Raw genomic sequence first — 23,492 nt, 5'->3', positions numbered from 1 at the left:
GGGCCGTCTCCCGGACAAAAGGACAATATGTCTTTAGGAATCCGTACGTATTTCCATTCTTTGGAAAGCTTCCTGTAATCCGGCATAAATACGGTCGCGGACCTCCTTGCCATATCCGTATTTTATGGTCTGGAGCGAATTGTTCCAGAGGATTCCCCATACCTGGCGGTTATAGATGCCATAGTTTCCATGTTTCTTCATATCCAGGAAGCGGATATAGAGGGGGACGTTGGAAGTGGCGACCACCCCCCGCCCGGAAAACCCGACGCTGTAAACGGGGTTGCGTAAGGCGCTGAGCAGCAGGCCGGTAGTGCCCCGCACCAGGCGTCCATACCCCTGTTCCCGGACAAGGCTCCGCCTCTGTCCGACCTGAGTCGGATAGATGGCAGAGGTATACACCCTTTCGGTGGCGATCAGGTATTGCGCCTCGAAAATGGCCCGGATATCCCTTTCGATATTCTCCCGGACAAACTCTTGTTTTATCAGATCCTCGTTCATGGCGTTTCGAATTCAAATCCCAGGCTCCATCCGGCAAAGACCGAATAAAATCCCGCTTCGGGAATGGTGGATAAGCTCGACAGGTCCAGACGGGAGAACAGGTGGCATCCCGCAGCCTTGTCATCGATCATCTGCGCTTTCATCTTCTCCATGACGGGCTGCAACTCCTTTAACACCTGATAAGTCCCCTTACGCTGCGGATCGGTCTTGTCCATCAGGAACGCTACGCAAAGGTTTAATTCCAACAGGTTGTCCACATCCGGGGATTTTCCTTTGGCGCTTGGGATGATGAGTAGCAGCGCCGGTAGTTCGTCCGTTTTAAGCCCTTGGACCAAAGCGCCCATGTCGGGGTCGAAGGTGACAGGCACCACCTTCTTTATTTGCGGAATCCTCTCCGTTATACCCGACCAATATTCTTCATATTGCTGTAAATCTACCATAGCTGAACAGTTTTAGAGTTTTAATACCTGTTTTCTGTTTTTGCCTGTGCGGAATGACACATGCACCCAGGAGAAATCCTTCTCGTCGATCAGCTGGTCGAAAGGCAGTTCCTTGCGGATGATCTCGAAAAGCCGGCGGTTTCCCTCCTTGCTGCCTACGGTAATATCGGCGGCCTGACCCAGCCGGTGCTGGCTGGAGGTCGCCCCGTTCACGCTTCTGTTCAGCACAGCGCTCCGGTAACCGGAACTTACCCGGATGGGCTTCCCGTACTTTTCACGGAGCGGGTCGAGGACGTTTTCCACCAGCTCTGTCAGGTTGTGAACCACCTCCCCCGTAGGGGTATTGTCAATCCCGCGTGCCACGGCCGTATCGCTGTGGCTTAATTCCTTGATTGTGAAATACTTCATTGCTTCTTATTGTTATGTAACATTTCAAACCTGCATTTATAAATGTATAGCATCACATCCCAGAAAGGGGTGTCGTTTACCTGTCTGAAATCACCGAAAACACCCGATGCGGCCACGTCGTACGAGATTCCCACCCAGCCGGTATTGTCCCCTGCATTCCCCCGCCCGGATTTCTCGAACAGGATCGAGAAGTCGATGTCCTTCCCGTTGGTTGAAATGGGGACACTGTAAATCAGTTCCCAGACTGCGAAAAAGAAGATGTATGCGTGGAAGCAGACCGGGAAAGGAGGAGTGCCGATTTCCTGAGGGCCCTGTTTCTTATAAAGCAGTCTGCCTATGGAAGATATCAGTTCCCCTATACCCTCTTCATTTCCCTGCTCCCGGGCGCGCTCCATTTCCGCCATCACACCCATGCACTCGATAAACTGTCCGAAAGTAATCCCCGAGAGCATATCCCCCGGGCCTTTCCACTCCTTATAGGCGGACAGCAGGTTCCGGCCAGTTTTCAGGCGGGCGTCGTAAACCGTCATCCCGTCCTGCGAGGTGATATCGAAGAATCCGTCCAGGGCGGGGAGTTGCGCCAAAAGCTCTTCCTGTATTTCTCCCCGGCACAGAAGAAGGCTGTGCTTCATCCCCAGAAGGCAGGAAAGCAGCTTGCAGCGCATCTGGAAAGGAGAAATCTCCCCTGCATTCATCATTAATACCAACTCCAGGTAACGGTAATACTCCTTGGGGGATAACTCCTCCAGGGAGTCCGGAATCTCTTTCTTTTGATTGTTGTATGTAATTTCTTTCATAGTCAGAATGTTATGCCTTTTGATTGAAGGGTGATCGAGGGTACATACAGATCCGGTTCGTCCGGTGCGGCGTCAAGCGCCGCGACCAGGTCCTCCAGCGCGGCAAGATCCCGCATGGCATCCTGTTCCAGGCTTTTTGCCACTGTCTTGCGCGCTTCGGCTTCCGCCCTGAGCTTTTCACGGACGCTTCCTGCAAGCTGCACCTGCACCACACCGTCGGGCAGGACCTCCACGGGCAAACGTTCCACGGCCTTGCTCATGGACAGCAGGGCCAGCGGCCGGCAGACGGCGTCTCGGAACCCCTCTGCCACCTGCTGGCCCGCTACCAGCTTTTCATAACGGCCGTACGTGATTATCGGGATGATATGCCTCTGTTGCACCTCCCGGATGATGGGTGCCAGGGTCAGAAACAGCCGGTGGCTGCCGGTTACATAGTAAAAATCAAATGCCTCCTTGCTACTCAGGAGCAATTCCGATACAGCCTTCCTTTTGGGGCTTTGTATCCAAAAATCGAACTTTTCCTGCTCCAGATATGCTATCAGGGCATCTACCGACTCGTAGGCCTGACTCAGGATGTTGGCTTCATCCTTGTACTCCTGTAAGGCTGTCAGCCCCTTTTCGTGCTCCCCCAGGCGCTTCTGCCTGCCTGTGTTCCCATGCTGCGCATCCAGTGTGGGGATGATTTTCAGCCAGGTAAACAGCGCTACGGACTGCTGCACCATTCCCAACAGGCGGGTGAGCTTGCCATCCGGATCGACGCTTGCCGATTGGTAGAAGTCGAGAACCTTGTCATAAACCTCCTGCCCTATGATGGCGGTCAGGCGACGTATGCTTAAAGGTATGTACGGCTTCCATTTGGAGAAGTCCGTGCGGGCATCGATCAGGCCCAGGGCGTCGACCAGTTCCTGCGTGCCGTTTGAATCTTTATCAAATATCAGTTTCATATTGATAATGTTATATTAAACAAAAAGTGCCTGAACTTATCCGCCCGGGCACAAAAAAGGCGGTAATTTATCGAATTTACCGCCTTGTCATGGAAATACTGTATTTTATCTGCTTTTACGGAAGCTTATAACATGGATTGCTTGTTTATTAGTTATTATTTTATAATAATTCATCATTATATTTTGTTACTACCTCAAAAAAGCTTTCCTTTGTACCGAAAGATGGTCCCTTGCAAACTGAAAGGCTACGTGTTTGCGTAGCTCACCAGGTAGGTTTCAACGGGCCATCTTTCTTCTTTTTAGACTTGGAAAGAACCCGTACGCAAGAGTATGGTTTAAAGTTCTAATGGGAATAAGGATAATTCATTTTTATCGGTATAAAAAAACGGTAAATTCAACATGTCAAAGAGCAATTGCCGATTTAGGCTCGGTTTGCCTCATTATTTTGTTTTTATATGTTTTCTTTTAGACATTCCCGGATTCACCGAAAAACAACCGTAAGGACAAAGACCAGTACGGCAAGAACCAGTCCTGCCAGCATGAAGTTTATCGATACATTGCTGAGCCTGGCTCTTTCCGCATTTTTCTCGTTTTGGGCATCTATTTTATATTGCAGGTTCATCAACTCCCCTGCCATGATATAAGCGTACTTATTGGCGAATCTGTTTTCTTCAAAATACCTGCAGTTCTTTCCGATTTGGAGGTTTTCCGGTGATCTGCCCGCCGGCATCACCCCATGTGGCCTCATAACCTTAACCACATACCAAAGCGATATTGCGGTGAAAACCACAATTGCCATGCCGGCATTGATCAATCCCATATCCCGGGTTTTATCTATTTGGGCGAGTACGTACCCGACCACCGCTATCTCTACTGCATAATATATACTGAACAGCCGGTATGCTCTGTCGGTAATCAGGGACTCGATTTCCTTTAAATCGGCCATCCGTTTGCCCGCTTCTTCGTGATAAAGCCGTATAAGATCTTTGTCAAGGGTCTTCAATTGGTTATAGTCTATAAAAAAACGGTTCATGGATCCTCCTTTTTTTGTTTTTATATATTTTCTTTCATCCTGTTTGCGGGTGATACACTCTGCTCGGATTCCACCACACTCCGGTAAAGCCCCACCTGTGTTCTGCTTCCCGGATAATTGGCCCGTATGTAGTGCATCAGCGGTTTGCACAGGATCATGTCCGGTATGGCTGTCTCACTGGCATTGTACACCTTGATGGAGTACAGTTTTTCCGACCCTGAGGACAGCTTGTTATCCATGATCAGGTTTGAGAGCACCGGATCCAGTCCGAACCCGGATGTGGCCGCGGCATCGGCCTTGTTGGCGATCTTGATCTGGCTTTCGATATAATCCCTTATTTTCTTGTCGATGGGGGTTATCGTCCAGCCTTGGAAATCATTGGCGTCCGCATCCCAGAACCTGGTCGTGTGCATGTATTTGCCCACATTCTCCCTGCCGGTCACTCCTGAAGCGAACTTCTCCATGGCTTCATCCTTGAATTCCTCGAGCATTCTGGCCGAATAAGGCACCCCCTTACGCTTGCATATTTCCCTGATCCTGTCCTCTGCCGCATCCCAATAGGCCTGCGGGCTCTCTATATGCAGGCTCAGTGCCGACGCGTTGGCGTTGTAGGCGGCCAGCAGGGGGGCGATGGTTCCTGCCAGTTCCAGCCACGGGAAAGCCCCCAGAAAACGCGGCGTACTGATAAAATCCCTGCAAAAGGAGTATATGTTGAAATAGCCGACCGACACCGGATGGCGGAACGGGTCCGCCGGATTGAAAACGGGATATTTGGCCAGTCTGTCGGGGTCGGGGAAGGGCCAGTCGCCCACATATACGTTCTGTGGCAAATCGTGTCTGTCATCGGGATATTCGAAGCGGCATTTCCTGTAAGGGACATGTTCCAGCCTGATTATCCTTCCACTCTCTCCGATACGCGGTCCCCGGTTACGGATGAACTTTACCCAGAACCCTTGCATGTGCACCAGGTCCACCAGGCAGCGGAGCATATAGTCACGGTAATCCCAGCTCTCCAGATCCGCCTGTATGACGTCATCGAGTATCCATTTGCGGTAAAAGCGGTTGTTTTCGGAGTCGATGGCATCCTCAAAGAAGCGGGGGCCCTCTCCCCACTGCAATCCCTGTATTTTACCCATGATACCCTCACCGCCGTAAAAGTTATCCAGCAGGCGTTGTACGTCGCCGGGAAGGTCGTTATTGGCACCCATGGGCACGATATTCACACCCGCGACCCGTATCTTGCGGGTCTGCCAGCTCTCCGGGCGGCTGAAGCTGATGGAAGAAGGAGACCATCCCTTTCCCATGGCGAAGGAGATAAGCTGCCCCTCCCCGGTATCTATAAATCCGGTATTTCCGGTTCTTCTGATTTCCATAATCTACACATAAGTTTTAATTCCGTTAAAACTGGTCACAAGAATCTGCCAGCAATTGATGGCCCTGCCCGTATCGGTATCCACCAGAAAGAGCTTATAAGAGGCATTCTCAATCTCTTCATCCGAAGCCTTCGGGCGAAGCCGGGCGTGGTTGAGCCTTACCGTATCCCCGCCGCTGTGTCGCTGGCGGTCATATTTGCGGAAAGAGAGGGAAAATGTTTCCCCTTCTTGGGAAAGGCGTTTCATCTGCTCGATGGCCGTATAAACGTTTATCCTTTGAATATCCTTTTCCATAGCGCTTTGATTTCAGGCAAACGTTTACATAGCATACGCAGCAGGAGGTAAGCACCCACGATCAGGCCGGCCGGCAAAGCGATTCTCCGGAGCAGTGGCCCGGGTGTTGTCTTCCGATCGCTCCGGAGCTCTTTCCTGTCTTCCTCTTCCCAGTGTGTGCGTAGCAGTGAGGAGGAGTCCGCCCGTCTGCTTTGGAAGGAGTAGACCGCCGCGGTGGACCCCGATTCCTCATGAAGCGCGGTCCCGGTAAAAGAGATCTGTTTGACGGGGGGCAATCCGGTTTGTGAGGATACCGGTTTTCCGGTGTCGAACATAACCACGATCCGGTCCTGCCGGGCTTGCCGGATGTACCCTGCCGAATCGGTCCGTATTTCGCCTTCCCGCCGCTCGAAGTTACCCTTGATTTCCACCAGGCTGTCGGACATTATCCGTCTGTCCGTTTTCTCCCGGACCGACTTGGAGCTGCCACACCCCTGGAAAAGGGCGCACAGGAGCAGGGCGTATAAAACATGTTTCATATCACTCCTTTTTTGAGGTTCCGTTAAAATAGTCCGCAATCGCCTTGGCAGCTTCCGCGGGCGTGTCTTTGTATTTGGCGATTTCCACGGCAAGCAGGGCCACGTCGGTGAGCTCCTTCTTGACCTTATCCTCCGCCTTTTCCCGTATACTCTTGATCTCGATGGCGGCTACAAAGAACGCCCCCGCCAGGGTAACGAACGGGAACGTAGGAATATGGTAATCGTAATAACTGTTGAGAAACCAGCTGCAACCCATGTGCATACAGTCCACAACCACCAATGCCAGCAGCAGGTTATAATAACCGGCCACTTTCTTTACGCTTCTGCGATACCGGTCCGAGGTGATCCTTTCACCGCGCTGCCGAGCCTTGCGCACTCCGCTTATAAAATCCAGTATGGAGAAAACCAGCGGCGTAAGAAGCAGGCCGAATAAAATACAGCCCGCCACAATCAGTTCTGTCAATCCTTTCATCCTTTTGTTTTTTAAAGCAAATTTGCTCCTTTCAGGGGACAGGATAAAGGACAAAGCCGACATCATGCAGGTCGGTATCGGATATTAGCCGGACAGGAGCGAAAATACAGGTTTGAATAGATGTGAAAAAATGCAACAGGTATTCTTTAAAATAATAAATTGATACATCCTAAGAGGCAACAACAGTTATATCACACAGTAAAAAAAGAGGCTGGGGAAAGATCATTTTTAAGAGGAAAAAGCTAAATTCCATCCCAAAAACGAGATTTTTTTTCGTTTTGCCTTGATTTTTGCACGAAATTCATTTAAAACGTGTTAAAAACATCGTTTTTGGACATAAAATTTTGGTCTTTCTTTCGTTAATTTGCTTGTAATAAACCTATTAACTGTTTTTACACGCGCAAACACTTGTAAAGAATTCCTTCCGAAGACCGCGCCGCTCAGAAGCCGAAAGGCAATTGCCTGAGAGGCAAATGGTGAAATATGATTACATTAAAAGCAGGCAGGCAGAAGGGGTGGGAACGAAAAACCGCTTCCGGTATTTCCGGAAGCGGTCAGGCAAAACAAGGCAATTGCCTTTCTTATCCCCCCGTCAGGTCATCGAGTCCGGGCATGTAGGGACCGGACCTGCTGCGGCCGGACTTGCCCCTGACGGCACGCCTCCAGGCTCCCCGCATCATCAGGTACTTGAAGGCGTCGGAGAAGTTCGTGGAGAGCATGGGCAGTTTCTTGGGCTCCAGCTTCTCGGACTTCTTGACCTTGTAGATGATCTTCTGCTGTCCCTTGTAACGGATACCCGCCGGCGCCTTTTCGATACTGGAGATGGTCTCGCGACAGTTCACCGCGTCAACAAGCAAAGTGGGGAGGGCATCGTTGTCGCCTGTCATCAGCTCCTGCATGAAATCGTACTCTTCATCCTGGCGGATATTGGACTGTTTGCGGCTCATCAGGTTGACGGCCCATCCCGTGCGGTTACCGTCACCGTCTATCTCGATGGCCTGCTTGAGCTTGCGGGCATAGTCCTCTTTCTGCTTCTCGAAGTTATTGCCCGCCCGGTCGTAATACAGGTTCAGTTCCTTCTCCTCATGGTTAAGGAAGAATGCCAGGAACTGGTCGGCCAGCTGCCTGAACCATCCGGGAGGAAGCTCGTAAAAGTTCTTGTGAAGGCGGTACAGCGGTCCGTCCTGCTGTCCTACTATCAGGGACAGCTGGTTGCCGAAGTCCACGCCGCCGTCGATGGGCTCGCCGCACCTGAGGAAACGCAGGTCCAGGCAGCTTTGCGCAGGTTCTCCGTACCGTGTCCCGTCGGTATACTTGTGCCTTTCCCCGAAAGCGATATAGAAGCGCGTGTCACGGCGAAGCCCCGGACGCATCCCCACTACAGACTTAAGGAAGTCGTGGAGTTCGAGCGCCCCGTCGAGAAGGCGACGGACGTACTCAGGCGTAAGGATGTCGATGTTGGTAAAACTCGAGGCGTTGATGAAGTAGGTCTGCCCCTTGCGCATCTTCAGCAGCCCCGCCTCGTACCAGGCGATTTTCTTCTTAAGAGCCCCGCAGTCCGTCCGTGTCCTTCCCGCTTTTACCAGGCGGATGCGCAGGCTGTTCAGCTCCGCAGCCGCCTGGGCGATACGCAGGATGCGCTGGGGATCGACCAGGCAGACGTAACGGAAGTACCAGTCATACTCACCCTCCAGCACGTCGGGCATGTCGGTGGTAATGGTCACCCCCAGAAAATAGTGGCTGCATCCGTAACGTATGGCATCCCCGCGCAATACGGGCATGGCCCGGTTGACTTTATTGTCGGGGGCGTATTTGGATTCGTCGAAGAACAAATGAACGACCGATTTGCCCGCCAGAAGGGAGGGGTGGTCCAGGGATCCCAGAAAGATAATGCATCCGTTGAAGAAAGAGACCGTGTTCTTGTAATCGTCGACGATCACGCTGCAACGCCTGCGCCAGGATTCCGGTGGCCGGCAGGACGATACATAGTGCACGCCTTCATAGAGTCCCATCAGTTCCCAGCCGGTCTTGACGGCCGGCATGATATTATCCCTTAAGTTGGTATATGTATTCCCCACGAAAGCCAACGGCGCACCGGGCATGTCATACACGCAATCGGCCGACCGGCGTGCCTGTATGACGGTACTCTTGGCCAGGCCGCGCCCGCCGACGACAACCAGGTTGGTGGTGTCTATCCAGTCGGTGATGACCTTGATGATATGGGAGTAACGAACCTCCACATCATCGGTGGGGTTATTGTGCATCCTGCCCTCCGAACTCTTCCGCATCTTCCAACATCCTTTTTTTCAGGTCAAACTTCTTTATGCGTGCATCCTCCTTTACCCTCTCACGTACCACGGAAGGTACCTCGGGAATGGAGTCGATGAACGCCTCCAGCTCCTTGCGGTCCGTATCCGGAACACCCATATCGGACCGGTCACATGTATAGATCACCACGGGTTTCCTGTTTAAAAGTTCCTGGGGTATCTCCTGTTCGTCACATGCGAAGCGCAACCGGAGCCTGGCCGCCCGCTCGAGTATCCGGGAGGCTTCCTCCCCCTTGCCCGTCAGGAACATGGAATCGGCCCACTTCTCCAGTTTTTCGGCATAGAGGTTGGCAAAAGCCTGCGGGCGTATGTTTTCCTGGCTGTAGAAGAAATTGACGGAGTCGGCGTATACCTGCCGTGCCATCCAGTCGGAAAGCCCGTATACCTCAGACTTGAGCAGCCGGATGATCCCGGCTTTTGTAATCACCTTCCCGTTATACCTCATACGGGCACGCAGTCCGCGCACCATCTCCATCAGGTCGTAATACGCCCGCTGCTCCTCGGGAAGCGAGTCCAGATCACCGGTGGCGAGGATACGCCCTATCTGTCCGATATCCGCTTTTTCAAAATCCACCCTCGAGGGCTTAACCAAATTCGTCTTCATCGATTTGCTTCACTATTATTTCAAAACTCCTGCGGCCACGCACTTTCTCCAGCAGTTCCATGGCATCCAAATCCCCTGACAGTGCCTGTTCTTGCAGTTTTAGCTCCACTCCGGCCCCGGCCTTCAATGCTCCCCGGCGCATAAGGGAATACACGGTGGTCCCTTCCCTTCCGGCGTCAAAGACAAAGATCTCCGCATCCAGCCCCAGATAAGAGGCGATATCGTCCGGAGCATATCCCAGGGAGGCCATGCGCTCCACCTCCTGGCGGAGTTCAAGGTCCAGGAAAAAGGTGTCCGCCGGCAAACGCTCCATATTATTCATATAAATTCATTAAACGGTTATTACAAGAGAGGATCTCGTTATCCAGTTTTCGTGCCTGCATGCCCGCTTCACTGCGGTCGCAGGGATGAAGGTAACGGGTCCCCATTTTCAGCCAGGAGGCCCTTTTGATTTCCAGCCTCCGGCGATGAAAAATCAGTTTTTTTTTCTGGATTCCATTTCAGCCTCCAGCAGATTTTTGCGTTCCGTCCATTTGCGGGTCTTCTCCATGGCCTTGACCCTCTTTTCTTCATCCGGTGCCTTTTCGAGTTCGTTTTTCCCCTTGGATATGTTAGACTTGGCATTACCCAGCTGCTTGGACAGTTCCAGGTCCGTCAGGGAGGAGATTTCCTGTTTCTCCCTGGCCTGCCGCATGGCCTGCGCCTTTCCGAGGATTTCTCCGTTATTCTTATAATACTCCAACTCTTCCCACATTTGGCGGTTCTCCAGGAAGTTCTCCACGGCCGTTTTAGCCCAAAGGTAAGTCTCCCCGGTGGCCACGTCATCCGGTGTCTCGACCAGCATGCGGTGGCTTTCCCGATAGAGGTCATAAGCGGAGAACATGTCCGCTACGAGCACCTTGAGTTCGTCCGGACAGTCCGGTTGTCTCAGGAATGGAAACTCCTCCCGGAAGCGGATAGCCTTACGGACGGTTTCCGGTGCCTCCGAGTACTTGCTTTGTGCGTTTTCGAGTTCTTCCTTCAGACCCCGCACCTGTTCCGTATCCGGACTTTGGGAGAGCCGCTCTTTTACAAAATCGTCGCTTACCAGTTTTTCCACCGTTACCCCCAGGCGTGAGGCAAGGGCGATAAGCAGGTCGTCCGCATACATCCTGACAGGGGCAGGGCTGACAGGCTGTTCCGCCTTCGACGGAATATGGTGCGCCTTCCTGTGCATGCCGGCAAATTCCGCCTCGCTCATGCCGGAAAGCTTGCGCAGCTCCTCGATAAGGGTTTTCCTTGTCATCTCACACTCCCCGATCTGCCGGAACTTGGCCTTCAGCATACGGTTGGGACCGAACTGTTCATACAGGGCTACCCCTTGGGAGTAATCACGCGGTCCTTCTAAATAGGAAATGATTTGCTCTTTCATTGAATTGAATTTTAAATGATACGCCGTAAAGATACCCGATACCGGCTGCGGTACAAAGGACTGAAAAAAGGCAATTGCCTTGCCCCGTAAAGGGAAAACAAGGCAATTGCCTGAAAGTGGAATGGTCTTGATATCAGACCATCATACAATCCTAAGGGCATTAAACCTCGAATCTCGACTGTTCCACACACTGGATGACTCCCCCACCGGTATCGAAGGCCTTGAAAGTAATCTGGCTGCCCGGTGAAGCGGTGAACGTCTTTCCGTTTTTCAGCATGAAGGCTGTCTGTCCTGCCTTTTCGATTGTAGGAGCTACGCCGGACACCACCCCGAGCAGGGTGAACAGGTCGCCGTGTTTGGCCCCCTTAATGGTAGCGATCTTGGCCGCTCCGGCGCTTAGCTGGTACTGCCCGCGGCCTTTAAAGGGAATTTCCGTTGCCGATGCGGGAACAGTCGCCACCGGCTCTTCGTGTGGGATGGTGCCTTTATAGATACCGATATCGTCTCCTTTGCTTATCTGCGTGAAGGTGAACTCCGAGGCGTTGCCGTCTTTATTTCCGGTATAATTGACCGACATTTCCAAAGGGTTGCAAGGGGAACCCAGGATATCCGGATCCTGCCCGTTGCAGTATTGCAGGATAGCTATGCAGTGGCGTCCCAGCCAGTTGGTCTTGAACTCACGAACCTCCTGTTTGTTACCCGGATGTTTTCCCTTAACCGAAGGGGTGAAGCCCTTGGCGTCGGTTTCCCCTTCACCGTTGGAGCTCAGCTCCACAGTACCGGGAGTTAAATACAAGTCCGTGGAGTAAGCCGACGGCTTTACCACGATGTCATCCTCCAGCACCACTCCGGCACCGTCACGGGGAGGGAAATAGACCAGATCGTCGATGTCGATCAGGGTGAGCACGTCTTTGGGGTTGATACCGTTTCCGGGATTGCCCACCGGTCTGGGAACGGAAGTCTTAACGTAATTATTCATATATCTCGATTTTTAAGTGATGAAAAACCAGGGGGGGATCCCCCCCTGGTGATAAATTATCAGCCGCGGGCCACTTCATAGAATTTTCCGTCATCAGCCTTTACCAGCCTGATGAATTTCCCCGTACCAAGGGTCATCCCTGAGGTAAGCACAAAGTTGCCTCCCGCAGCAATCGTGCTGGCATTCTTATCCCCATTTCCATGAATGGTATAGGTCTTGCCGGGAACAGCGTCGGTAAAATTCGTTATTGCGGTAGGAGTTGTGTTGGCTCCCGTTACGAAGACGTCACCTCCCTTAAGCGATGGCGTTGCTTCATCATCCGGGAATTGGAGGGCTCCCGTGGCACCTGTTTCCCGTCCCAGTTCGATGAATTTGCCGTCTTCACGTTTCATCAGGCGGATCATATCGCCTTTCTTGGGTTCCCAGGCCGCGGAGATCAGGTCGAATTTACCGCTCTTGTCAATCTTTACCCCCTTGTTCACGCTTCCGCATTTCAGGGTAATGACACTTCCGACCACGGCATTCTCAATGTCGGTAATTGCCAAAAGGTTCGTATTGCTGGCCGTCACGATCGAGGTATGGGAGCCGGCCGATGGCTGGGCGTCCTTGTCAGCTTCCACAAAATAGGAAGCCGGGCGGTCGTACTCGTTGCAGAAAATCATCTGCCGGGTATAGTCCATATCTTCCTTTTTAGTGTATTTGAATCCGACGGCATAAGCCCACACGGACTCTTTCCAGTTACTCCATACCTTCAGCGTCCAGTCCTGCTGCTCGATGTTGAACCGGGTCATTTCGCCGCTCTGGTGCTCGAACAGGTGTATGTTACCCTCCATAGTCCAGAAGATGCGGTGGTGGTTGTCAGCGTTGGGAACCGGTATGAGCTTCACGGACGGATACTCCTTCACAAACATGATACCCGCCTTATAGTCCTGGTTCTGGCCATAGTGCATCTCATTGTATTTATGGTACCACACGACCATGTGTGAGGGCATATACAGGGCCAGGGAACCCGAGTCGCGCAGGACCGCAGGAATCATGGAGGTGCCCAGGTAGATCTTCTCACCGATATTTTCAGGAGAAAGGGTACCCAGTTCAAAGGGTTTTACCTGGTAAACCAGTTTGCCGTTATTGATGTCAATGTGTCCGTTCACCTTCTTGCCCAGGAATTCGTACAGCCCGTCGGCAGCCTCCATCGCACGTCCGGGCTTGTTCAGGTCCGGTTCTTTACGGACGCCGTTAATACGTCGCTGTTCGCGTTCATTGTGCAGCTTTTTGGCAGTCTCGGCCAGAATGTACTCGATGAACGACCATTTGATGACCTGCGACCCCTCCTTGTTATAAGAACCGATCCATGATTTTTCAAGTGCCTTGAGGTCTTTAAACTTATGCGCGAACATGACGCTCGACATGCGCAGCGTTTCATTGTCGAACTCGTAATTACCTTTCGTTACATTGTCGAAATCACTGGCGGTATTGTCAGCCTGGGAGAACTCACCCAACCAGATGTTTGTCAGCACGGCCAGATCCTGGTATCCCGATTCCAGCGGGAAGATACTCTCGATGGAAGGAAGCAGGGTCAGGAAAGACTGTAAACGCTCCTGCCAGGGGATGCGGTAGAAGGCTCCCAGGTCCTCTTTCAGGCGGGAGTAATCGATCGAACTGGCAGTGGGCACCTGAACGGTCAACCCCTTGCGGTAAAGCATCTCTGCGCGCAGGCGCTGGTTATAAGGGCGGTCCATTGCGAACATCTCCCCCGAGAGGCCGCCCAGTTGTTTTTCGTCATCCCAATTCATAACAATATCTTTAGCGTCCGGTTCCAGACGTGCATGCTGGGAGCCTTTCCCCCCGTCCTGCTCCGCAAGGCCGGAAAGGGCCTGGATCTTGGTCTGCAAACCGGTGATTTCTGTTTGTTTGGCGGATACCTCCTGTGAAAGTTCCCCTTTCTCTTTGGTAAGCACGGCGATTTCCTCCTGGGCTGTAACCAGCTTGGCAGTCATATCAGCCAGTAATCCTTGTATTACTGCGTTGGAGGTATTGGGGTCAGGACCACTGCCTTTCGTGCCCGACTCCCCGTCCTTGCGGGAAGAATCCTCCGGGAATCCATCCTTCAGGGCCTCACAAAAACCATTGATAAAGGTGTCATTGAAATTCAATGCCTTAAGTTTCTGCTTTTGCTCTTCCAGTAACGCGTCTTTCTTGTCGGCGTCCTTACTCCAGGCCTCGATACCCAGAATGGCCTTTACGGCCGGAATGAATGATGCGAAATAATTTTTCATAAACAAATTTACTTTTATAGTGAGTATTAAATCATCTTGTTAGCCCGCTTTACGGTTTTCTGGGCGGATACCCACAGGATGGCATCCTCCAGGCTTCCGTAGGCATCCACATACCCCTTGGCCAGTGCCGTATCGGCAAAGAAAGTCTGCCCTCTGAACAGGGGATCCTGCGCGTCATACTTCACTCCCAGATTTCGGGCGATGGTCTGTGCAAAAAGATGGTGGTAAAACGACAGGTTCTCTTTAATTAAGGTGTCATCCTGCTTTTCTTCCTTGTCGCGATAGGCGCGGTTCTTCAGGTCCGCACTGTCGGGGTAAATGTCCTCGATCTCAATCCCCATTTGCGCGTAATACTCCTTGAAGCTCTGGAAAGTGTAGACCACCCCGCAGGAGCCGATTTCATCCATGGGCGAGGAGACGATCTGCGTGCGCATGCGGAAACGAACCAGAAATGCGCCGAAGCGCATACGCCCGTGATATAGGCCACTATGGGTTTGGGGGACTGCCGTATAAGCTTTTCCAGGACATCCACACGCGTAATCATACCTCCGGGCCCGTTCACAAACAGAACGACACCCGATATGCGGTCGTTGGCCATCGCGGCGGAAATATATCTCTCCAGCCGGTAGGTCTCCCAGCTATACAGCACGCCTTCACAGGTAAGCACCACTACCGCTCCTTGAGGGAGGGAGGCGTCATCCAGTTCCCATCGGTCGGCTACATAGGGGACGGCGGCATAGGCCTCTATATGCTTGACCCCCAGATATTGTTCCACCGACGCTAGGTTGCCGTTTTTCAGACCGGGCAACAGAATGGAAAGGAGCTGGTGGTATCTCCTTTCCTCAATGGCCCACTTATCGAAAAAAAATTGCTGAATCTTATCCACGGTTTCTTTTTTAATGCAAAAGAAACCTTTTGCAAATCCTTTAGAAAGGACTGTGATAGGCCTCGATATAAACCTGCTTACCGGATAACTTGCACTGGTATTTGCCCGAAACAATGGAAAAAGTAAGTTTAAGTGGTGTTTGCGGGCTGCCTGAAACAATACGCTCTCCCGCTTCATTCGTATAAATGGCCACCAGGTCCTGAAGGCTCAAGGCAGATAACAACTCCTGGCTGTCCGGTCCTGTCAAGGCAACCTCGAACGTATGCCCTACATTATAATATATAGTTCCTGAATCCGCCTGCTCGGATTCGACTCCGGGAGTGAATGATCCCGGAATAACAGGAATGCGATAAGAACCATCCCGCACGGCAATAAAAGCGCGCGGCAGGATGACTGCAAAATCACTGATACACTCCACCGGAACCAACTCCAGATCACAAACGGGGGTATAGGGTCTTTTTATTGTTTTCATATTGTATAACTTATTGATTTTCAAATACTCCGTATTTTTCCATCAAAAATACGTCAAAATTCCGTCATTTTTCCGTCAATTTTACCTCCTAAAAAGGACAATTAACTACGCTTGGTAGGTGAAATATATGCTACTTTTTCTTGTAGGGCCGCTTAAGGCTGGAACGTCTTACCCGGTCACGCCAACGTTGGTAGTCTTTCAGAAGAGCATCCTCGCTTAAGCTGTCAATGCAGTACTTCTTCATAAAGCAGTGGACTGACTGAAGCTGGTCGATACCGAACCGGTGCTTGTTCTCGTCAATAAAGTCATGGAGCTCGGCGCGCATCATCAGCTTTAGCTTCTTATTGATGATACCCTGGCTGCGCTGGCCCAGATAGTTGAAACGCTCCGGGGATTTACCACCGGGGACGTCACCCTGCCTGCGGTCCGGCAAGACGATCTCAAGATTGCCATTATCCCGGGGACAGTTAACCGGGCGTTTTTCCAGCAGGTTATAAACCAGATGGTATACATCCAGATGGTCCGCAAAGCGGACGGGCATGCTGCCTTCCGGATCGGAAGAATATTTGGCGTAGCAATATTGAGCCAGGTGCGGCTCTACTGTTATTTTCGTGGTTATCATAAGTTGATGTTTTTTTTACTTGTTTCTTAATTTAATATAACCCATTTCTTCCAGGGTCTGTAGTTCCTTCATATCCTCCGGCCTCACATCGGCGGGAGTTTCACCGTTAATGGTCATACCCTCGGGAAGCCTGAATCTGTCACGGATCCGTCGGCGATGGTGGGCGGTGGATTTCTTCTGCCAATAGATGACGACTTGCATGGTTTACAAGGAGGCTTTGGCCTTTACACGGGCCTGATAGACATTGTAATCACACAGGTATCTGCCGACAGATTCCGCCGCCGCTTCCACTCCGGGCGGATTGTTGCCGAAGAGTAAGTTGATGGCATCCGGATCACCGCCCCAGGCCTTCCATAAAGCTATCGGGTCATATCCTGATGGCAGGCAGGGGAAAAACTCCAAAAAAGCATTAAAGTCGGCCTTGGCCCGTTCACGTTTCACGGCTATACCCTGTACGCCCAACACAATACCGGCGGCAAAATCCTCCGTTCTGGAAAAGCCTTTTTCCACAGCCCGGGCCATCCGCTCTGTCTCTTTGCGAATGATCACTTCACGGCGTTCCTTGCAGAAATCCGATAGGGTGACCATGACCGCCTGATTGTTTAGGCTCTTTCCCCAGACAAGCTGCCCGCAACTTCCGTCCTTAAGGCGGGTAAAGAAAATGCAGAGCTCGGCCAGGTTCAGGAACCAGTATCCTGAAAGCATCGCCAGCGCGGTTTCCGCCATCTGCTCGCGGCTCAATTCAACGCCGGCGTACTTCAGAACGGATTCCAGATGGCTTGTGATAATCCGAACGGATGTCGAATTACCGAAGACCACACCCACATCAGCCAATGTAGGGATTTCTCCGTTTGCGGCGACATCGTAAAGTGGGACGCCCATGTTTAGTTGGGCAATTGTCCCGCCCCATTCATCCACCAATTGAGAGGCCGTCGATCCAGTTTTTAACGAGATCTGGAGAGGCGTCAGCTCCTTCTTTCGGACACAGGATTTCTGCAACTGAGACGGGCTCAGAACCGCATGCAGGGTGGTTTTTACTAGTTCTACTTCCATCTTTTTTTAATTTTTCAAGTTCAATATTCAACCAGTTTGCGAAGTGTGACATGGCATCCTTGGGTGACTTGACTATTTCCCCTTCATTCTGGAGTTTACGGAAGAACCTGTCCAGAAAGCCATAAAACAGCTCCGGGGTAAAATCCGGATAATCCAGACGGATGTTCATGCAGAATTGCTCCATCCAGGGGATATTCGCTTTCAGCTCCCCGTAACACTCGGTTAAAGACTTGTCTGAAAAAAGTCTGATTCCGGAAATGTCTCCTTCACGCGCGTGAGGAGGGGGAGATATTCTTTCCTTTACTTTACTTTGTGTACTTTTGCATGCAGAAACTCGGTTGGGCTGGGTTTCTGCATGCAGAAACTCGGTTGAGGAGGGTTTCTGTATACAGAAATTCGATTGAATGGGGTTATTGCATACAGAAACCAGATATTCGGGAATATACTCAAATCCTTCACGTCTGGAAACGGCGCTTTTGAAGCGGTTTTGAATACCGTTTGAGGTAAGGATCCTGTATTGGTCGAACAATGACTTGTCGAAGAATCCCACTTGCACGGCTTTCTTTACTACTTCCTCTACTGCGCCCTCGGTGGTACCAATGGTGTCAGCCACCACAAAAGGCAAATCTTCATCCCACTCGATGTAATACCCTTTATCTCGATAGATATTACACAGCAGGCAAATTAGTATGGAGGTCGAAGCCGGACCGCAAGCCTTGGAGATTCTACGGACTTTAATGTCCGAAAAGAAATCCACATCAAGGGAAAAGTATTCAATACCTTGTTTCGTTGGTCTTGCCATAATAAAACGGGTCTGGGTAATAGTTGCGTTATTATTTATTCCAATGCGTTATTTTATTCCGTCAAATCTACGTTTTCGATCTTCCGATGTCTCAGAATCGCACGGTTGCCGGGAATAATACTTGGTATCAGCACCACAGCATTTTTTCGCTTTCTTTCCAGAGCCACAAGGGCACACTTTATTTCTACCTGTCTTTTGGGCTATTAATCCTGTAAAGCCGTCTTTCGGGATTAACACAGAAACCATTCTCTTTTCTTTCATATCTTTTTGGTTTTGAGCCATACGGCAGACTTTTAACCGCCATATGGCAGTGTTATCACTCTTCTTCGAATTCATCTTTATCGTCCTTTTCTTCGCCGACATCTTGAAGACGGGAATCTATTTCACTTGACAATTCTTTGAGTAGATTTCGTTGTTCTCTGTTTGCAAGTTCGCTAAGGGACTCGTCTATAAAATCTAAAATTACGTATTTCATAAAATTCTACGCTTACCTATACAGCATTAGGTTCAAATTTTATTTGTTATATTTTAATCACCAATAATCTGACGAATGCTGTATTTCTGCTTTCCTTTGAAATCTGAGAAATCAACTAAGGACTGTTTATGATAAAGAGCAAGGGCTACTTTCCGAAATCTTTCATAATTATTCCGATCGATAGGTTGGAGACCCCATTTCTTCATATCTTCAATTAATTCCTTACGAGTATGGGCAAAGTGTCCGTGGCAGCTGTCTCTACCAAAATCATGGTCAATAGTATGGACATGGTATTGATCACTTTTAGACAGAAAGATTCTCAACCTTTCCAGTCGAGTAAAACTCAATCTCTCAATCCCCTGCCTGGATGTTTCTTTTTCTTCCAGCCAGGCAACAATCTCAAGGTCGTAAAAACCTTGAGAATAATTTCTTTTGTAGAAATAATGTATTTTCATGTTTAAACTATTAAGAATTTAACTTTTCATATATAAATCCGAAACACCATTTCATCATTCTGCGTTGCAGCCAATTCATGGGCTGAAAAACGGGGATAATTGATTTGGTGTATTCATGTACTAATTGAGCGACAGCCTTTGGTTGCTCAAAGAAAAAGGATGTCTGTTTTTCGTTCATATTTGTTTGGTTATGCGTTAAACATAGTTTATTTCATTATCAGGGATTTTTATAACTTCCCTATCCATCATAAATGGGGTAATATTTTGTTTATGATTGGGGTGCTCAACTTCTTCAATTACGTTATTTCCGATTACACAATGCTTGTTGTAGCATACGATATAAACCGTTTCTTCATCCGAAAAACGGAATAAATCGCCTGTGATAAGAGTATTGAATGTTGTTGTCATAATTAGCTTCTTTTTTAATTGTTTTAAATCACACAAAAACATGAATTACTTTACCAAAAGTATCTTTCATAATTTTACAGGGACACGTACCTTGACGGTAATGTAAGCATGTTGTATTACATTCTTCGGTGCATACATGACCAATGACCGTAAACGGGACATCATTATCTATCAGTCCTCCTAATTCATCATTATCATTCATAACGAATATTTCACCACGAATTTCAATTGCTAAATATTTCTTCATACCTTCAAGTTTAGAGGATGATTTCACAATCGGATTCAATAAGAAAAAAGCTCTCTCTCGTGTCTTTATAAACTCTACGTTTCGCACCAAGAGCTTTCAATTTCTTATGCGAGATTATCACTCTGACATCTTCAACTGAATCTATACCGTCAATGCAGGTATGAATCTTAATATTCTTTTGGGTTACCATCCAGGCCATATTTATCCTTTATTTCTATCTTTTTCTAATCTAAACTTCGGTCAATAAAGAGCGCGCCAAGAGATAAAATCAAAGTGTCGAATTTTAAAATTATCATATAGAAAGACGCGCTCCTTACTTTTTATTTCTATTTTTGCCATTGTCGAATTTTAAAAATTATCACCATGAAAAAATTTATTGAAGTTTCAACAGAAAATGGCAAATTTCTTGTGAATGTTAACACTATCAGTTGTCTGTACACTATAAAAGACGGCCGTACGCGCATTACACTCACAGCGCCGTCGTCCAAGGGGGACATCTTTATTAACGCTCAAGAATCTTACGAAGAAGTTAAGGCTTTGATTAAGGCTGCTCTTTAACCCACTTGTAGATCTCGTTGGCGGCATCGATAGCCTCTCCGCGAGATAATTCGTTTGCTGCCAGCGTTATGCACCATTTGCGCAATTTCATATCTTTGCGCTTTCTCAAATACCGGATAATTTTTTTTATCATAATCGTAATTTTAAAATTTAACAAGTTTATTTTCTGAAAAACATATCTCCGCTTATGGATCTGGCGGTATCATCACCCGTTAACCGTATGTACCGGAAGAAGTTATGCTCACTCCGGTGTCCGGTGAGTTTCATGATCTCCAATGTTTTCATGCGGCCGGTCAGATACATATTCGTGGCAGCCGATCTCCTGGCGGTATGACTGCTGATTAACTCCCATTTCTCTTTAGTTACCGTATGCAGTTTCCCGCCTTGGGTAAATGAATAGGAAACTTTGTCAGTCAAGCCTATTTCACGCATGATCACCTTAAGATATTTGTTGAAGTGCTGGATACATAGTCCTGTCGGAATATCCCCGTCGTACTTCTCAAATATCTCTTTGACATAATCATGTGCAGGAACCTTTACATCCACATTCGTTTTCCTGGTACGCTTGACTATGAAACATCCTTGCAGGTTGTCTTGGGTCAATGTCGAGTAATCCGAATACCTTAGGGCGGTCAGACAACCGATGACAAACAAGTCCCGGATTCGCTCCTTGGCTTTGCGCTTGTCCTGTTTGGCGAACTTGTAATAGTAGATACGGGTGATCTCGTTCATACTTAAAAAAATCGCATTCGTTGGCTCTTCTTTCATGTCAATTTCATCATAAGTGGTATCCACGGCGTAGTTATATTGCGATGCCCGCCGGATAAGCGACTGGAGCTTCTGGATATATCCTACAATCGTATTATGTCGTAGCCCGCAATTCTCAAGATAGATTATGAAGTCATCCAGAAACTCGGCTGTAACCGAATTGGTGAAAATATCACAGTCGTATTCTCTCGAGAAATTGTCTACGTGCTTTATGATGGCATCATAGACTGCGGCATAGTGTGCAGACTTTCGTCTGGAGCGCTTTTCAAGCATTTCCTGGGCAAACGAGGTAAAATAGATGCCTTCCAGTGGTTTGCTCTGGCGAAAATGGTTGATATAGTCCTTTCTGGGTTTAACCTCGCAAGCAGGACTGACAAGGGCAAGCATGACTCGAGGCGTTTTATGCTGTTGAACCGTATGGGTACACATCCACAATAGCCGTTTCCGTAACCGCTCCTATCTGATAATCGGCCATCGTGTCTTTCATTCCCTCGTCCAGCTTCCTCACGGCGTCACGCAGGTCGGCGGCCTGTACCAGCACAAAGGAGATAGCTTTCTTCTCGGCGCCGCTCTTTTCGTCCAGGGTGATAAAAAAGAGCCTGCATTTAAACCAGCGGTCCGCCGCTTCTTCATCACTGACAAAAAGTTCGCTGTAATTGGCGCGTTTAATGTCCGATACCGTAAACTCTCCTGTTATAAACGGGGTTACCTCTTCAATAATGTGTGCTTCCGCTTCCGTAAAACTCAAAGCGTCTACCAGATAGGACTCGGTAACTTTCTGAATCATTCCGTTTTCCATCGTCTTTTCGTAGCGGATCTTGCATTCAAACCAGGTATGCATTGCCATATCATTCGATTTTTAATTGCTGTTTATTTCTTTGGTATGCTGAAGCTTTCAGTGACTTGCATCTCCTGCACTCGGAACTGAAAGTAAAATATACCTTCTCTCCTCTCTTCAGGGTTCTGGGATAAAACCGGTGAACGCCATACCACTCACCGCAAACGGAGCACTGTTTTATCACACGACCGTCGGACAAGGTGCGATAATTGCCTCTTTCCCGCCGTCGGACCAACTCGCAGCCGGCGCACTCTTCATCCGTAAGCTTATACCTCCTGCAATGGGACAGGGATTTCTTTCCGCATTTGGCGAATGCCTTGCAATCGATACGGGGGATGGTCTGGATGATATTCATAAGCTGATCATTTTAAGCCTCCCGCTTCGGGGGAACCGAATCCCGGGGACTTCTCCCCGGGGAGTGGTTTGCAAAATATAAAACTTAACCGGGGCACACTCCCGACGGCATCCTTTAGTACCGGCATTGGTTATTGTTTAACATGTTTCCTGCATTTAAGCAGGACTCCTTTTATGATGATCGCCCGGTCCGTTGAGATCGTTCCCTCTTTGGACCGATGCAGTAGCGTACCTTTTTTGATTCCTATATCGTTTTCGCTCAGATGTTCAAAAATGGCGCTGAGCGAACCGAAATAGTAGTTCTTCTTTTTGAAGATCAAATGCACATGTATTACTTTCATGTTCTCAAAAGTTCCATATATGTCATATTTGGTCGTTTTCCTCAGATTCCATCCGCTCTATCTCTTCCAGGCAACGGAGCCATCCGGGAAACCCGCCGAGGTTCTTGTCATCGATGTAGATATTGGCGTATATCTTGCCGGATCCTTTCCCGTACCGCTTTATATTTTCCGGGCAGTGGTCGTTCACCCTGTCAAAGGGAATGTTGTGCTCCAGTAGCCAGTTGATTGCATCAAGCAGGTTCTTTCCGCTACGGCAGGTCCAGATAATGATATAGTGGCCTCTTTCGTGCAATTTGCGCAGCACTTCACCGGCATACGGTTGTTCCCCCAGGATATCGGGAAAGCTGCTTCGCGCAATCGTTCCGTCAAAGTCAACGGCCAGGATCATGACGTTCGCCTCCTTTGCTTTTGGGACATGGCCGTGTCTTTTCTGCCAATATGACCGCCTCTTAGGCGCAGTATTTCTCTTATAGATTCCTCTTCGAGGATACTGTTCAGAGCACGGAATTTGCCGGATATTTTCCCGCTTTTCAGGCAGCCCGGATCATCCGCTATCTTCTTTTTAAGACTGAGAGGCGCTTCTTTCAGTTTCTCAATGGTATATGCTATCCGGTCTTTGCCGTCGAGTTCGGGGCTCGGATGGCGGAATCTGATATTCAGCAAGAGGCTTTCTACCACATCTGTTTTCCTGACGAGCCTTGCGCATTCGTCCAGACCCTTTTTTCCGGGTATGACCATCTCCCAGATTCTCTCGATATGCGGAGCCAGCATAAATTTGGCTTCCAAGGGTGTTATCTGTAGCACATAGGCCACTTGTATATGATTCACTAACATGGGTA

At 49.4% G+C, this 23,492-nt stretch carries 34 protein-coding genes and 1 pseudogene; 2 read left to right on the top strand and 33 right to left on the bottom strand.

Going from position 1 to position 23,492, the window contains the following annotated elements:
• Positions 1–33: 33 nt before the first annotated feature.
• The 27 genes and pseudogenes from DBK98_RS15600 to DBK98_RS15470 all read right to left on the bottom strand — a co-directional run bounded on the left by DBK98_RS15600 (position 34) and on the right by DBK98_RS15470 (position 19,794).
• Positions 34–498, bottom strand: a complete 465-nt coding sequence (locus DBK98_RS15600; protein WP_005806183.1) for a hypothetical protein — start codon at positions 496–498, stop codon at positions 34–36.
• Positions 495–938 (bottom strand): hypothetical protein, encoded by a 444-nt coding sequence (locus tag DBK98_RS15595; protein WP_032537116.1) that lies wholly within the window; start codon positions 936–938, stop codon positions 495–497. Before DBK98_RS15595 ends, DBK98_RS15600 begins: the two co-directional genes overlap by 4 nt.
• 12 nt (positions 939–950) lie before the next feature.
• Positions 951–1,346, bottom strand: a complete 396-nt coding sequence (locus DBK98_RS15590; protein WP_005806179.1) for a D-Ala-D-Ala carboxypeptidase family metallohydrolase — start codon at positions 1,344–1,346, stop codon at positions 951–953.
• Complete coding sequence (locus DBK98_RS15585) at positions 1,343–2,143, bottom strand: hypothetical protein (protein WP_005806178.1); 801 nt, start codon at positions 2,141–2,143, stop codon at positions 1,343–1,345. Before DBK98_RS15585 ends, DBK98_RS15590 begins: the two co-directional genes overlap by 4 nt.
• Positions 2,144–2,145: 2 nt before the next feature.
• Positions 2,146–3,087, bottom strand: a complete 942-nt coding sequence (locus DBK98_RS15580; RefSeq protein WP_005806176.1) for a DUF6712 family protein — start codon at positions 3,085–3,087, stop codon at positions 2,146–2,148.
• A 481-nt stretch (positions 3,088–3,568) separates the two neighbouring features.
• Entirely contained in the window at positions 3,569–4,120 is a 552-nt protein-coding gene (locus DBK98_RS15575) for a hypothetical protein (RefSeq protein WP_032537117.1), read from the bottom strand.
• 20 nt (positions 4,121–4,140) lie between these two features.
• Positions 4,141–5,493, bottom strand: a complete 1,353-nt coding sequence (locus tag DBK98_RS15570; protein ID WP_005793837.1) for a hypothetical protein — start codon at positions 5,491–5,493, stop codon at positions 4,141–4,143.
• A 3-nt stretch (positions 5,494–5,496) separates the two neighbouring features.
• Positions 5,497–5,787, bottom strand: coding sequence for a hypothetical protein (locus DBK98_RS15565; RefSeq protein WP_005793839.1), 291 nt, complete (start codon positions 5,785–5,787; stop codon positions 5,497–5,499).
• Entirely contained in the window at positions 5,763–6,305 is a 543-nt protein-coding gene (locus DBK98_RS15560; RefSeq protein WP_032537118.1) for a hypothetical protein, read from the bottom strand. The genes DBK98_RS15565 and DBK98_RS15560 overlap by 25 nt, the downstream gene beginning before the upstream one ends.
• 1 nt (position 6,306) lies before the next feature.
• Positions 6,307–6,777 carry a phage holin family protein gene (locus DBK98_RS15555; RefSeq protein WP_005793843.1) on the bottom strand — a complete coding sequence of 157 codons (471 nt, stop codon included), beginning with the start codon at positions 6,775–6,777 and terminating at the stop codon, positions 6,307–6,309.
• 581 nt (positions 6,778–7,358) lie between these two features.
• Positions 7,359–9,065, bottom strand: coding sequence for a hypothetical protein (locus DBK98_RS15550; RefSeq protein WP_009292354.1), 1,707 nt, complete (start codon positions 9,063–9,065; stop codon positions 7,359–7,361).
• Entirely contained in the window at positions 9,031–9,708 is a 678-nt protein-coding gene (locus DBK98_RS15545) for a hypothetical protein (protein ID WP_009292353.1), read from the bottom strand. Before DBK98_RS15545 ends, DBK98_RS15550 begins: the two co-directional genes overlap by 35 nt.
• Positions 9,689–10,030 (bottom strand): hypothetical protein, encoded by a 342-nt coding sequence (locus tag DBK98_RS15540; RefSeq protein WP_005793846.1) that lies wholly within the window; start codon positions 10,028–10,030, stop codon positions 9,689–9,691. The genes DBK98_RS15545 and DBK98_RS15540 overlap by 20 nt, the downstream gene beginning before the upstream one ends.
• Positions 10,031–10,183: 153 nt before the next feature.
• The gene (locus tag DBK98_RS15535) at positions 10,184–11,119 is read right to left on the bottom strand and encodes a hypothetical protein (protein ID WP_005793847.1); all 936 of its coding nucleotides are present in this window, start codon (positions 11,117–11,119) and stop codon (positions 10,184–10,186) included.
• 160 nt (positions 11,120–11,279) lie between these two features.
• Complete coding sequence (locus DBK98_RS15530; protein ID WP_005793848.1) at positions 11,280–12,098, bottom strand: hypothetical protein; 819 nt, start codon at positions 12,096–12,098, stop codon at positions 11,280–11,282.
• Between the two features lie 59 nt (positions 12,099–12,157).
• On the bottom strand, positions 12,158–14,374 hold the full coding sequence (locus tag DBK98_RS15525; RefSeq protein ID WP_009292352.1) for a hypothetical protein: 2,217 nt from the start codon (positions 14,372–14,374) through the stop codon (positions 12,158–12,160).
• A 26-nt stretch (positions 14,375–14,400) separates the two neighbouring features.
• Positions 14,401–15,260, bottom strand: a pseudogene (locus DBK98_RS23645) (S49 family peptidase).
• 40 nt (positions 15,261–15,300) lie between these two features.
• Positions 15,301–15,732: a hypothetical protein gene (locus tag DBK98_RS15515; protein WP_005793852.1), complete on the bottom strand. Its 432-nt coding sequence runs from the start codon at positions 15,730–15,732 to the stop codon at positions 15,301–15,303.
• A gap of 130 nt (positions 15,733–15,862) precedes the next feature.
• Positions 15,863–16,354: a hypothetical protein gene (locus DBK98_RS15510; RefSeq protein WP_005793854.1), complete on the bottom strand. Its 492-nt coding sequence runs from the start codon at positions 16,352–16,354 to the stop codon at positions 15,863–15,865.
• 15 nt (positions 16,355–16,369) lie between these two features.
• Positions 16,370–16,555 (bottom strand): hypothetical protein, encoded by a 186-nt coding sequence (locus DBK98_RS15505; protein WP_005806155.1) that lies wholly within the window; start codon positions 16,553–16,555, stop codon positions 16,370–16,372.
• Between the two features lie 3 nt (positions 16,556–16,558).
• Entirely contained in the window at positions 16,559–17,236 is a 678-nt protein-coding gene (locus DBK98_RS15500) for a hypothetical protein (protein ID WP_009292351.1), read from the bottom strand.
• A 28-nt stretch (positions 17,237–17,264) separates the two neighbouring features.
• The gene (locus tag DBK98_RS15495) at positions 17,265–18,209 is read right to left on the bottom strand and encodes a DUF4373 domain-containing protein (protein ID WP_009292350.1); all 945 of its coding nucleotides are present in this window, start codon (positions 18,207–18,209) and stop codon (positions 17,265–17,267) included.
• A gap of 48 nt (positions 18,210–18,257) precedes the next feature.
• A complete protein-coding gene (locus DBK98_RS15490) occupies positions 18,258–18,491 on the bottom strand; it encodes an SEC-C metal-binding domain-containing protein (RefSeq protein ID WP_234059001.1) in 234 nt (77 codons plus the stop codon).
• A 34-nt stretch (positions 18,492–18,525) separates the two neighbouring features.
• Positions 18,526–18,684: a hypothetical protein gene (locus DBK98_RS15485; RefSeq protein WP_156127631.1), complete on the bottom strand. Its 159-nt coding sequence runs from the start codon at positions 18,682–18,684 to the stop codon at positions 18,526–18,528.
• 53 nt (positions 18,685–18,737) lie between these two features.
• Positions 18,738–19,139 (bottom strand): hypothetical protein, encoded by a 402-nt coding sequence (locus DBK98_RS15480; RefSeq protein ID WP_005819053.1) that lies wholly within the window; start codon positions 19,137–19,139, stop codon positions 18,738–18,740.
• Between the two features lie 195 nt (positions 19,140–19,334).
• A complete protein-coding gene (locus DBK98_RS15475) occupies positions 19,335–19,547 on the bottom strand; it encodes a hypothetical protein (RefSeq protein WP_005793868.1) in 213 nt (70 codons plus the stop codon).
• Positions 19,548–19,575: 28 nt separating this feature from the next.
• Positions 19,576–19,794: a hypothetical protein gene (locus tag DBK98_RS15470; RefSeq protein WP_005797370.1), complete on the bottom strand. Its 219-nt coding sequence runs from the start codon at positions 19,792–19,794 to the stop codon at positions 19,576–19,578.
• A gap of 363 nt (positions 19,795–20,157) precedes the next feature.
• Here DBK98_RS15470 and DBK98_RS15465 point away from each other — a divergent pair, with 363 nt between their 5' ends.
• Entirely contained in the window at positions 20,158–20,352 is a 195-nt protein-coding gene (locus DBK98_RS15465) for a hypothetical protein (protein ID WP_005806135.1), read from the top strand.
• On the opposite strand, the gene DBK98_RS15460 is transcribed toward DBK98_RS15465, so the two are convergent.
• The 3 genes from DBK98_RS15460 to DBK98_RS15450 are packed head-to-tail and all read right to left on the bottom strand — an operon-like array spanning position 20,336 to position 21,967.
• A complete protein-coding gene (locus DBK98_RS15460; protein WP_005793888.1) occupies positions 20,336–20,485 on the bottom strand; it encodes a hypothetical protein in 150 nt (49 codons plus the stop codon). The two genes, DBK98_RS15465 and DBK98_RS15460, sit on opposite strands and share 17 nt — an antisense overlap.
• Before the next feature lie 26 nt (positions 20,486–20,511).
• Entirely contained in the window at positions 20,512–21,507 is a 996-nt protein-coding gene (locus DBK98_RS15455; RefSeq protein WP_005806133.1) for a phage integrase SAM-like domain-containing protein, read from the bottom strand.
• A gap of 13 nt (positions 21,508–21,520) precedes the next feature.
• Positions 21,521–21,967: a DUF4494 domain-containing protein gene (locus tag DBK98_RS15450; RefSeq protein ID WP_032537119.1), complete on the bottom strand. Its 447-nt coding sequence runs from the start codon at positions 21,965–21,967 to the stop codon at positions 21,521–21,523.
• 130 nt (positions 21,968–22,097) lie between these two features.
• On the opposite strand from DBK98_RS15450, the gene DBK98_RS15445 reads away from it, so the two are divergent.
• The gene (locus tag DBK98_RS15445; protein WP_011202819.1) at positions 22,098–22,394 is read left to right on the top strand and encodes a hypothetical protein; all 297 of its coding nucleotides are present in this window, start codon (positions 22,098–22,100) and stop codon (positions 22,392–22,394) included.
• Positions 22,395–22,443: 49 nt separating this feature from the next.
• Here DBK98_RS15445 and DBK98_RS15440 read toward each other — a convergent pair whose 3' ends face one another.
• From DBK98_RS15440 to DBK98_RS15430, 3 genes are read right to left on the bottom strand one after another with little or no spacing between them, the layout of a single operon-like run.
• Complete coding sequence (locus tag DBK98_RS15440; RefSeq protein ID WP_008768837.1) at positions 22,444–22,653, bottom strand: hypothetical protein; 210 nt, start codon at positions 22,651–22,653, stop codon at positions 22,444–22,446.
• Positions 22,654–22,675: 22 nt separating this feature from the next.
• Complete coding sequence (locus tag DBK98_RS15435) at positions 22,676–23,041, bottom strand: hypothetical protein (protein WP_005806128.1); 366 nt, start codon at positions 23,039–23,041, stop codon at positions 22,676–22,678.
• Positions 23,038–23,487 (bottom strand): hypothetical protein, encoded by a 450-nt coding sequence (locus DBK98_RS15430; protein WP_032537120.1) that lies wholly within the window; start codon positions 23,485–23,487, stop codon positions 23,038–23,040. Before DBK98_RS15430 ends, DBK98_RS15435 begins: the two co-directional genes overlap by 4 nt.
• Between the last annotated feature and the right edge of the window lie 5 nt (positions 23,488–23,492).

It is taken from the genome of Bacteroides sp. PHL 2737 (genome assembly GCF_004115325.2).
GTDB classification, from domain to species: Bacteria; Bacteroidota; Bacteroidia; order Bacteroidales; family Bacteroidaceae; genus Bacteroides; species Bacteroides hominis.
Note: the sequence above shows the minus strand (reverse complement) of the source record. Positions and strands in the feature narration are given on the sequence as shown.

Excerpts from the sequence above, each read along its gene's own strand:
- DBK98_RS15600 (WP_005806183.1), bottom strand. The coding sequence starts at position 498 with ATGAACGAGGATCTGATAAAACAAGAGTTTGTCCGGGAGAATATCGAA.
- DBK98_RS15595 (WP_032537116.1), bottom strand. The coding sequence starts at position 938 with ATGGTAGATTTACAGCAATATGAAGAATATTGGTCGGGTATAACGGAG.
- DBK98_RS15590 (WP_005806179.1), bottom strand. The coding sequence starts at position 1,346 with ATGAAGTATTTCACAATCAAGGAATTAAGCCACAGCGATACGGCCGTG.
- DBK98_RS15585 (WP_005806178.1), bottom strand. The coding sequence starts at position 2,143 with ATGAAAGAAATTACATACAACAATCAAAAGAAAGAGATTCCGGACTCC.
- DBK98_RS15580 (WP_005806176.1), bottom strand. The coding sequence starts at position 3,087 with ATGAAACTGATATTTGATAAAGATTCAAACGGCACGCAGGAACTGGTC.
- DBK98_RS15575 (WP_032537117.1), bottom strand. The coding sequence starts at position 4,120 with ATGAACCGTTTTTTTATAGACTATAACCAATTGAAGACCCTTGACAAA.
- DBK98_RS15570 (WP_005793837.1), bottom strand. The coding sequence starts at position 5,493 with ATGGAAATCAGAAGAACCGGAAATACCGGATTTATAGATACCGGGGAG.
- DBK98_RS15565 (WP_005793839.1), bottom strand. The coding sequence starts at position 5,787 with ATGGAAAAGGATATTCAAAGGATAAACGTTTATACGGCCATCGAGCAG.
- DBK98_RS15560 (WP_032537118.1), bottom strand. The coding sequence starts at position 6,305 with ATGAAACATGTTTTATACGCCCTGCTCCTGTGCGCCCTTTTCCAGGGG.
- DBK98_RS15555 (WP_005793843.1), bottom strand. The coding sequence starts at position 6,777 with ATGAAAGGATTGACAGAACTGATTGTGGCGGGCTGTATTTTATTCGGC.
- DBK98_RS15550 (WP_009292354.1), bottom strand. The coding sequence starts at position 9,065 with ATGCGGAAGAGTTCGGAGGGCAGGATGCACAATAACCCCACCGATGAT.
- DBK98_RS15545 (WP_009292353.1), bottom strand. The coding sequence starts at position 9,708 with ATGAAGACGAATTTGGTTAAGCCCTCGAGGGTGGATTTTGAAAAAGCG.
- DBK98_RS15540 (WP_005793846.1), bottom strand. The coding sequence starts at position 10,030 with ATGAATAATATGGAGCGTTTGCCGGCGGACACCTTTTTCCTGGACCTT.
- DBK98_RS15535 (WP_005793847.1), bottom strand. The coding sequence starts at position 11,119 with ATGAAAGAGCAAATCATTTCCTATTTAGAAGGACCGCGTGATTACTCC.
- DBK98_RS15530 (WP_005793848.1), bottom strand. The coding sequence starts at position 12,098 with ATGAATAATTACGTTAAGACTTCCGTTCCCAGACCGGTGGGCAATCCC.
- DBK98_RS15525 (WP_009292352.1), bottom strand. The coding sequence starts at position 14,374 with ATGAAAAATTATTTCGCATCATTCATTCCGGCCGTAAAGGCCATTCTG.
- DBK98_RS15515 (WP_005793852.1), bottom strand. The coding sequence starts at position 15,732 with ATGAAAACAATAAAAAGACCCTATACCCCCGTTTGTGATCTGGAGTTG.
- DBK98_RS15510 (WP_005793854.1), bottom strand. The coding sequence starts at position 16,354 with ATGATAACCACGAAAATAACAGTAGAGCCGCACCTGGCTCAATATTGC.
- DBK98_RS15505 (WP_005806155.1), bottom strand. The coding sequence starts at position 16,555 with ATGCAAGTCGTCATCTATTGGCAGAAGAAATCCACCGCCCACCATCGC.
- DBK98_RS15500 (WP_009292351.1), bottom strand. The coding sequence starts at position 17,236 with ATGGGCGTCCCACTTTACGATGTCGCCGCAAACGGAGAAATCCCTACA.
- DBK98_RS15495 (WP_009292350.1), bottom strand. The coding sequence starts at position 18,209 with ATGGCAAGACCAACGAAACAAGGTATTGAATACTTTTCCCTTGATGTG.
- DBK98_RS15490 (WP_234059001.1), bottom strand. The coding sequence starts at position 18,491 with ATGGCTCAAAACCAAAAAGATATGAAAGAAAAGAGAATGGTTTCTGTG.
- DBK98_RS15485 (WP_156127631.1), bottom strand. The coding sequence starts at position 18,684 with ATGAAATACGTAATTTTAGATTTTATAGACGAGTCCCTTAGCGAACTT.
- DBK98_RS15480 (WP_005819053.1), bottom strand. The coding sequence starts at position 19,139 with ATGAAAATACATTATTTCTACAAAAGAAATTATTCTCAAGGTTTTTAC.
- DBK98_RS15475 (WP_005793868.1), bottom strand. The coding sequence starts at position 19,547 with ATGACAACAACATTCAATACTCTTATCACAGGCGATTTATTCCGTTTT.
- DBK98_RS15470 (WP_005797370.1), bottom strand. The coding sequence starts at position 19,794 with ATGAAGAAATATTTAGCAATTGAAATTCGTGGTGAAATATTCGTTATG.
- DBK98_RS15465 (WP_005806135.1), top strand. The coding sequence starts at position 20,158 with ATGAAAAAATTTATTGAAGTTTCAACAGAAAATGGCAAATTTCTTGTG.
- DBK98_RS15460 (WP_005793888.1), bottom strand. The coding sequence starts at position 20,485 with ATGATAAAAAAAATTATCCGGTATTTGAGAAAGCGCAAAGATATGAAA.
- DBK98_RS15455 (WP_005806133.1), bottom strand. The coding sequence starts at position 21,507 with ATGCTTGCCCTTGTCAGTCCTGCTTGCGAGGTTAAACCCAGAAAGGAC.
- DBK98_RS15450 (WP_032537119.1), bottom strand. The coding sequence starts at position 21,967 with ATGGCAATGCATACCTGGTTTGAATGCAAGATCCGCTACGAAAAGACG.
- DBK98_RS15440 (WP_008768837.1), bottom strand. The coding sequence starts at position 22,653 with ATGAAAGTAATACATGTGCATTTGATCTTCAAAAAGAAGAACTACTAT.
- DBK98_RS15435 (WP_005806128.1), bottom strand. The coding sequence starts at position 23,041 with ATGATCCTGGCCGTTGACTTTGACGGAACGATTGCGCGAAGCAGCTTT.
- DBK98_RS15430 (WP_032537120.1), bottom strand. The coding sequence starts at position 23,487 with ATGTTAGTGAATCATATACAAGTGGCCTATGTGCTACAGATAACACCC.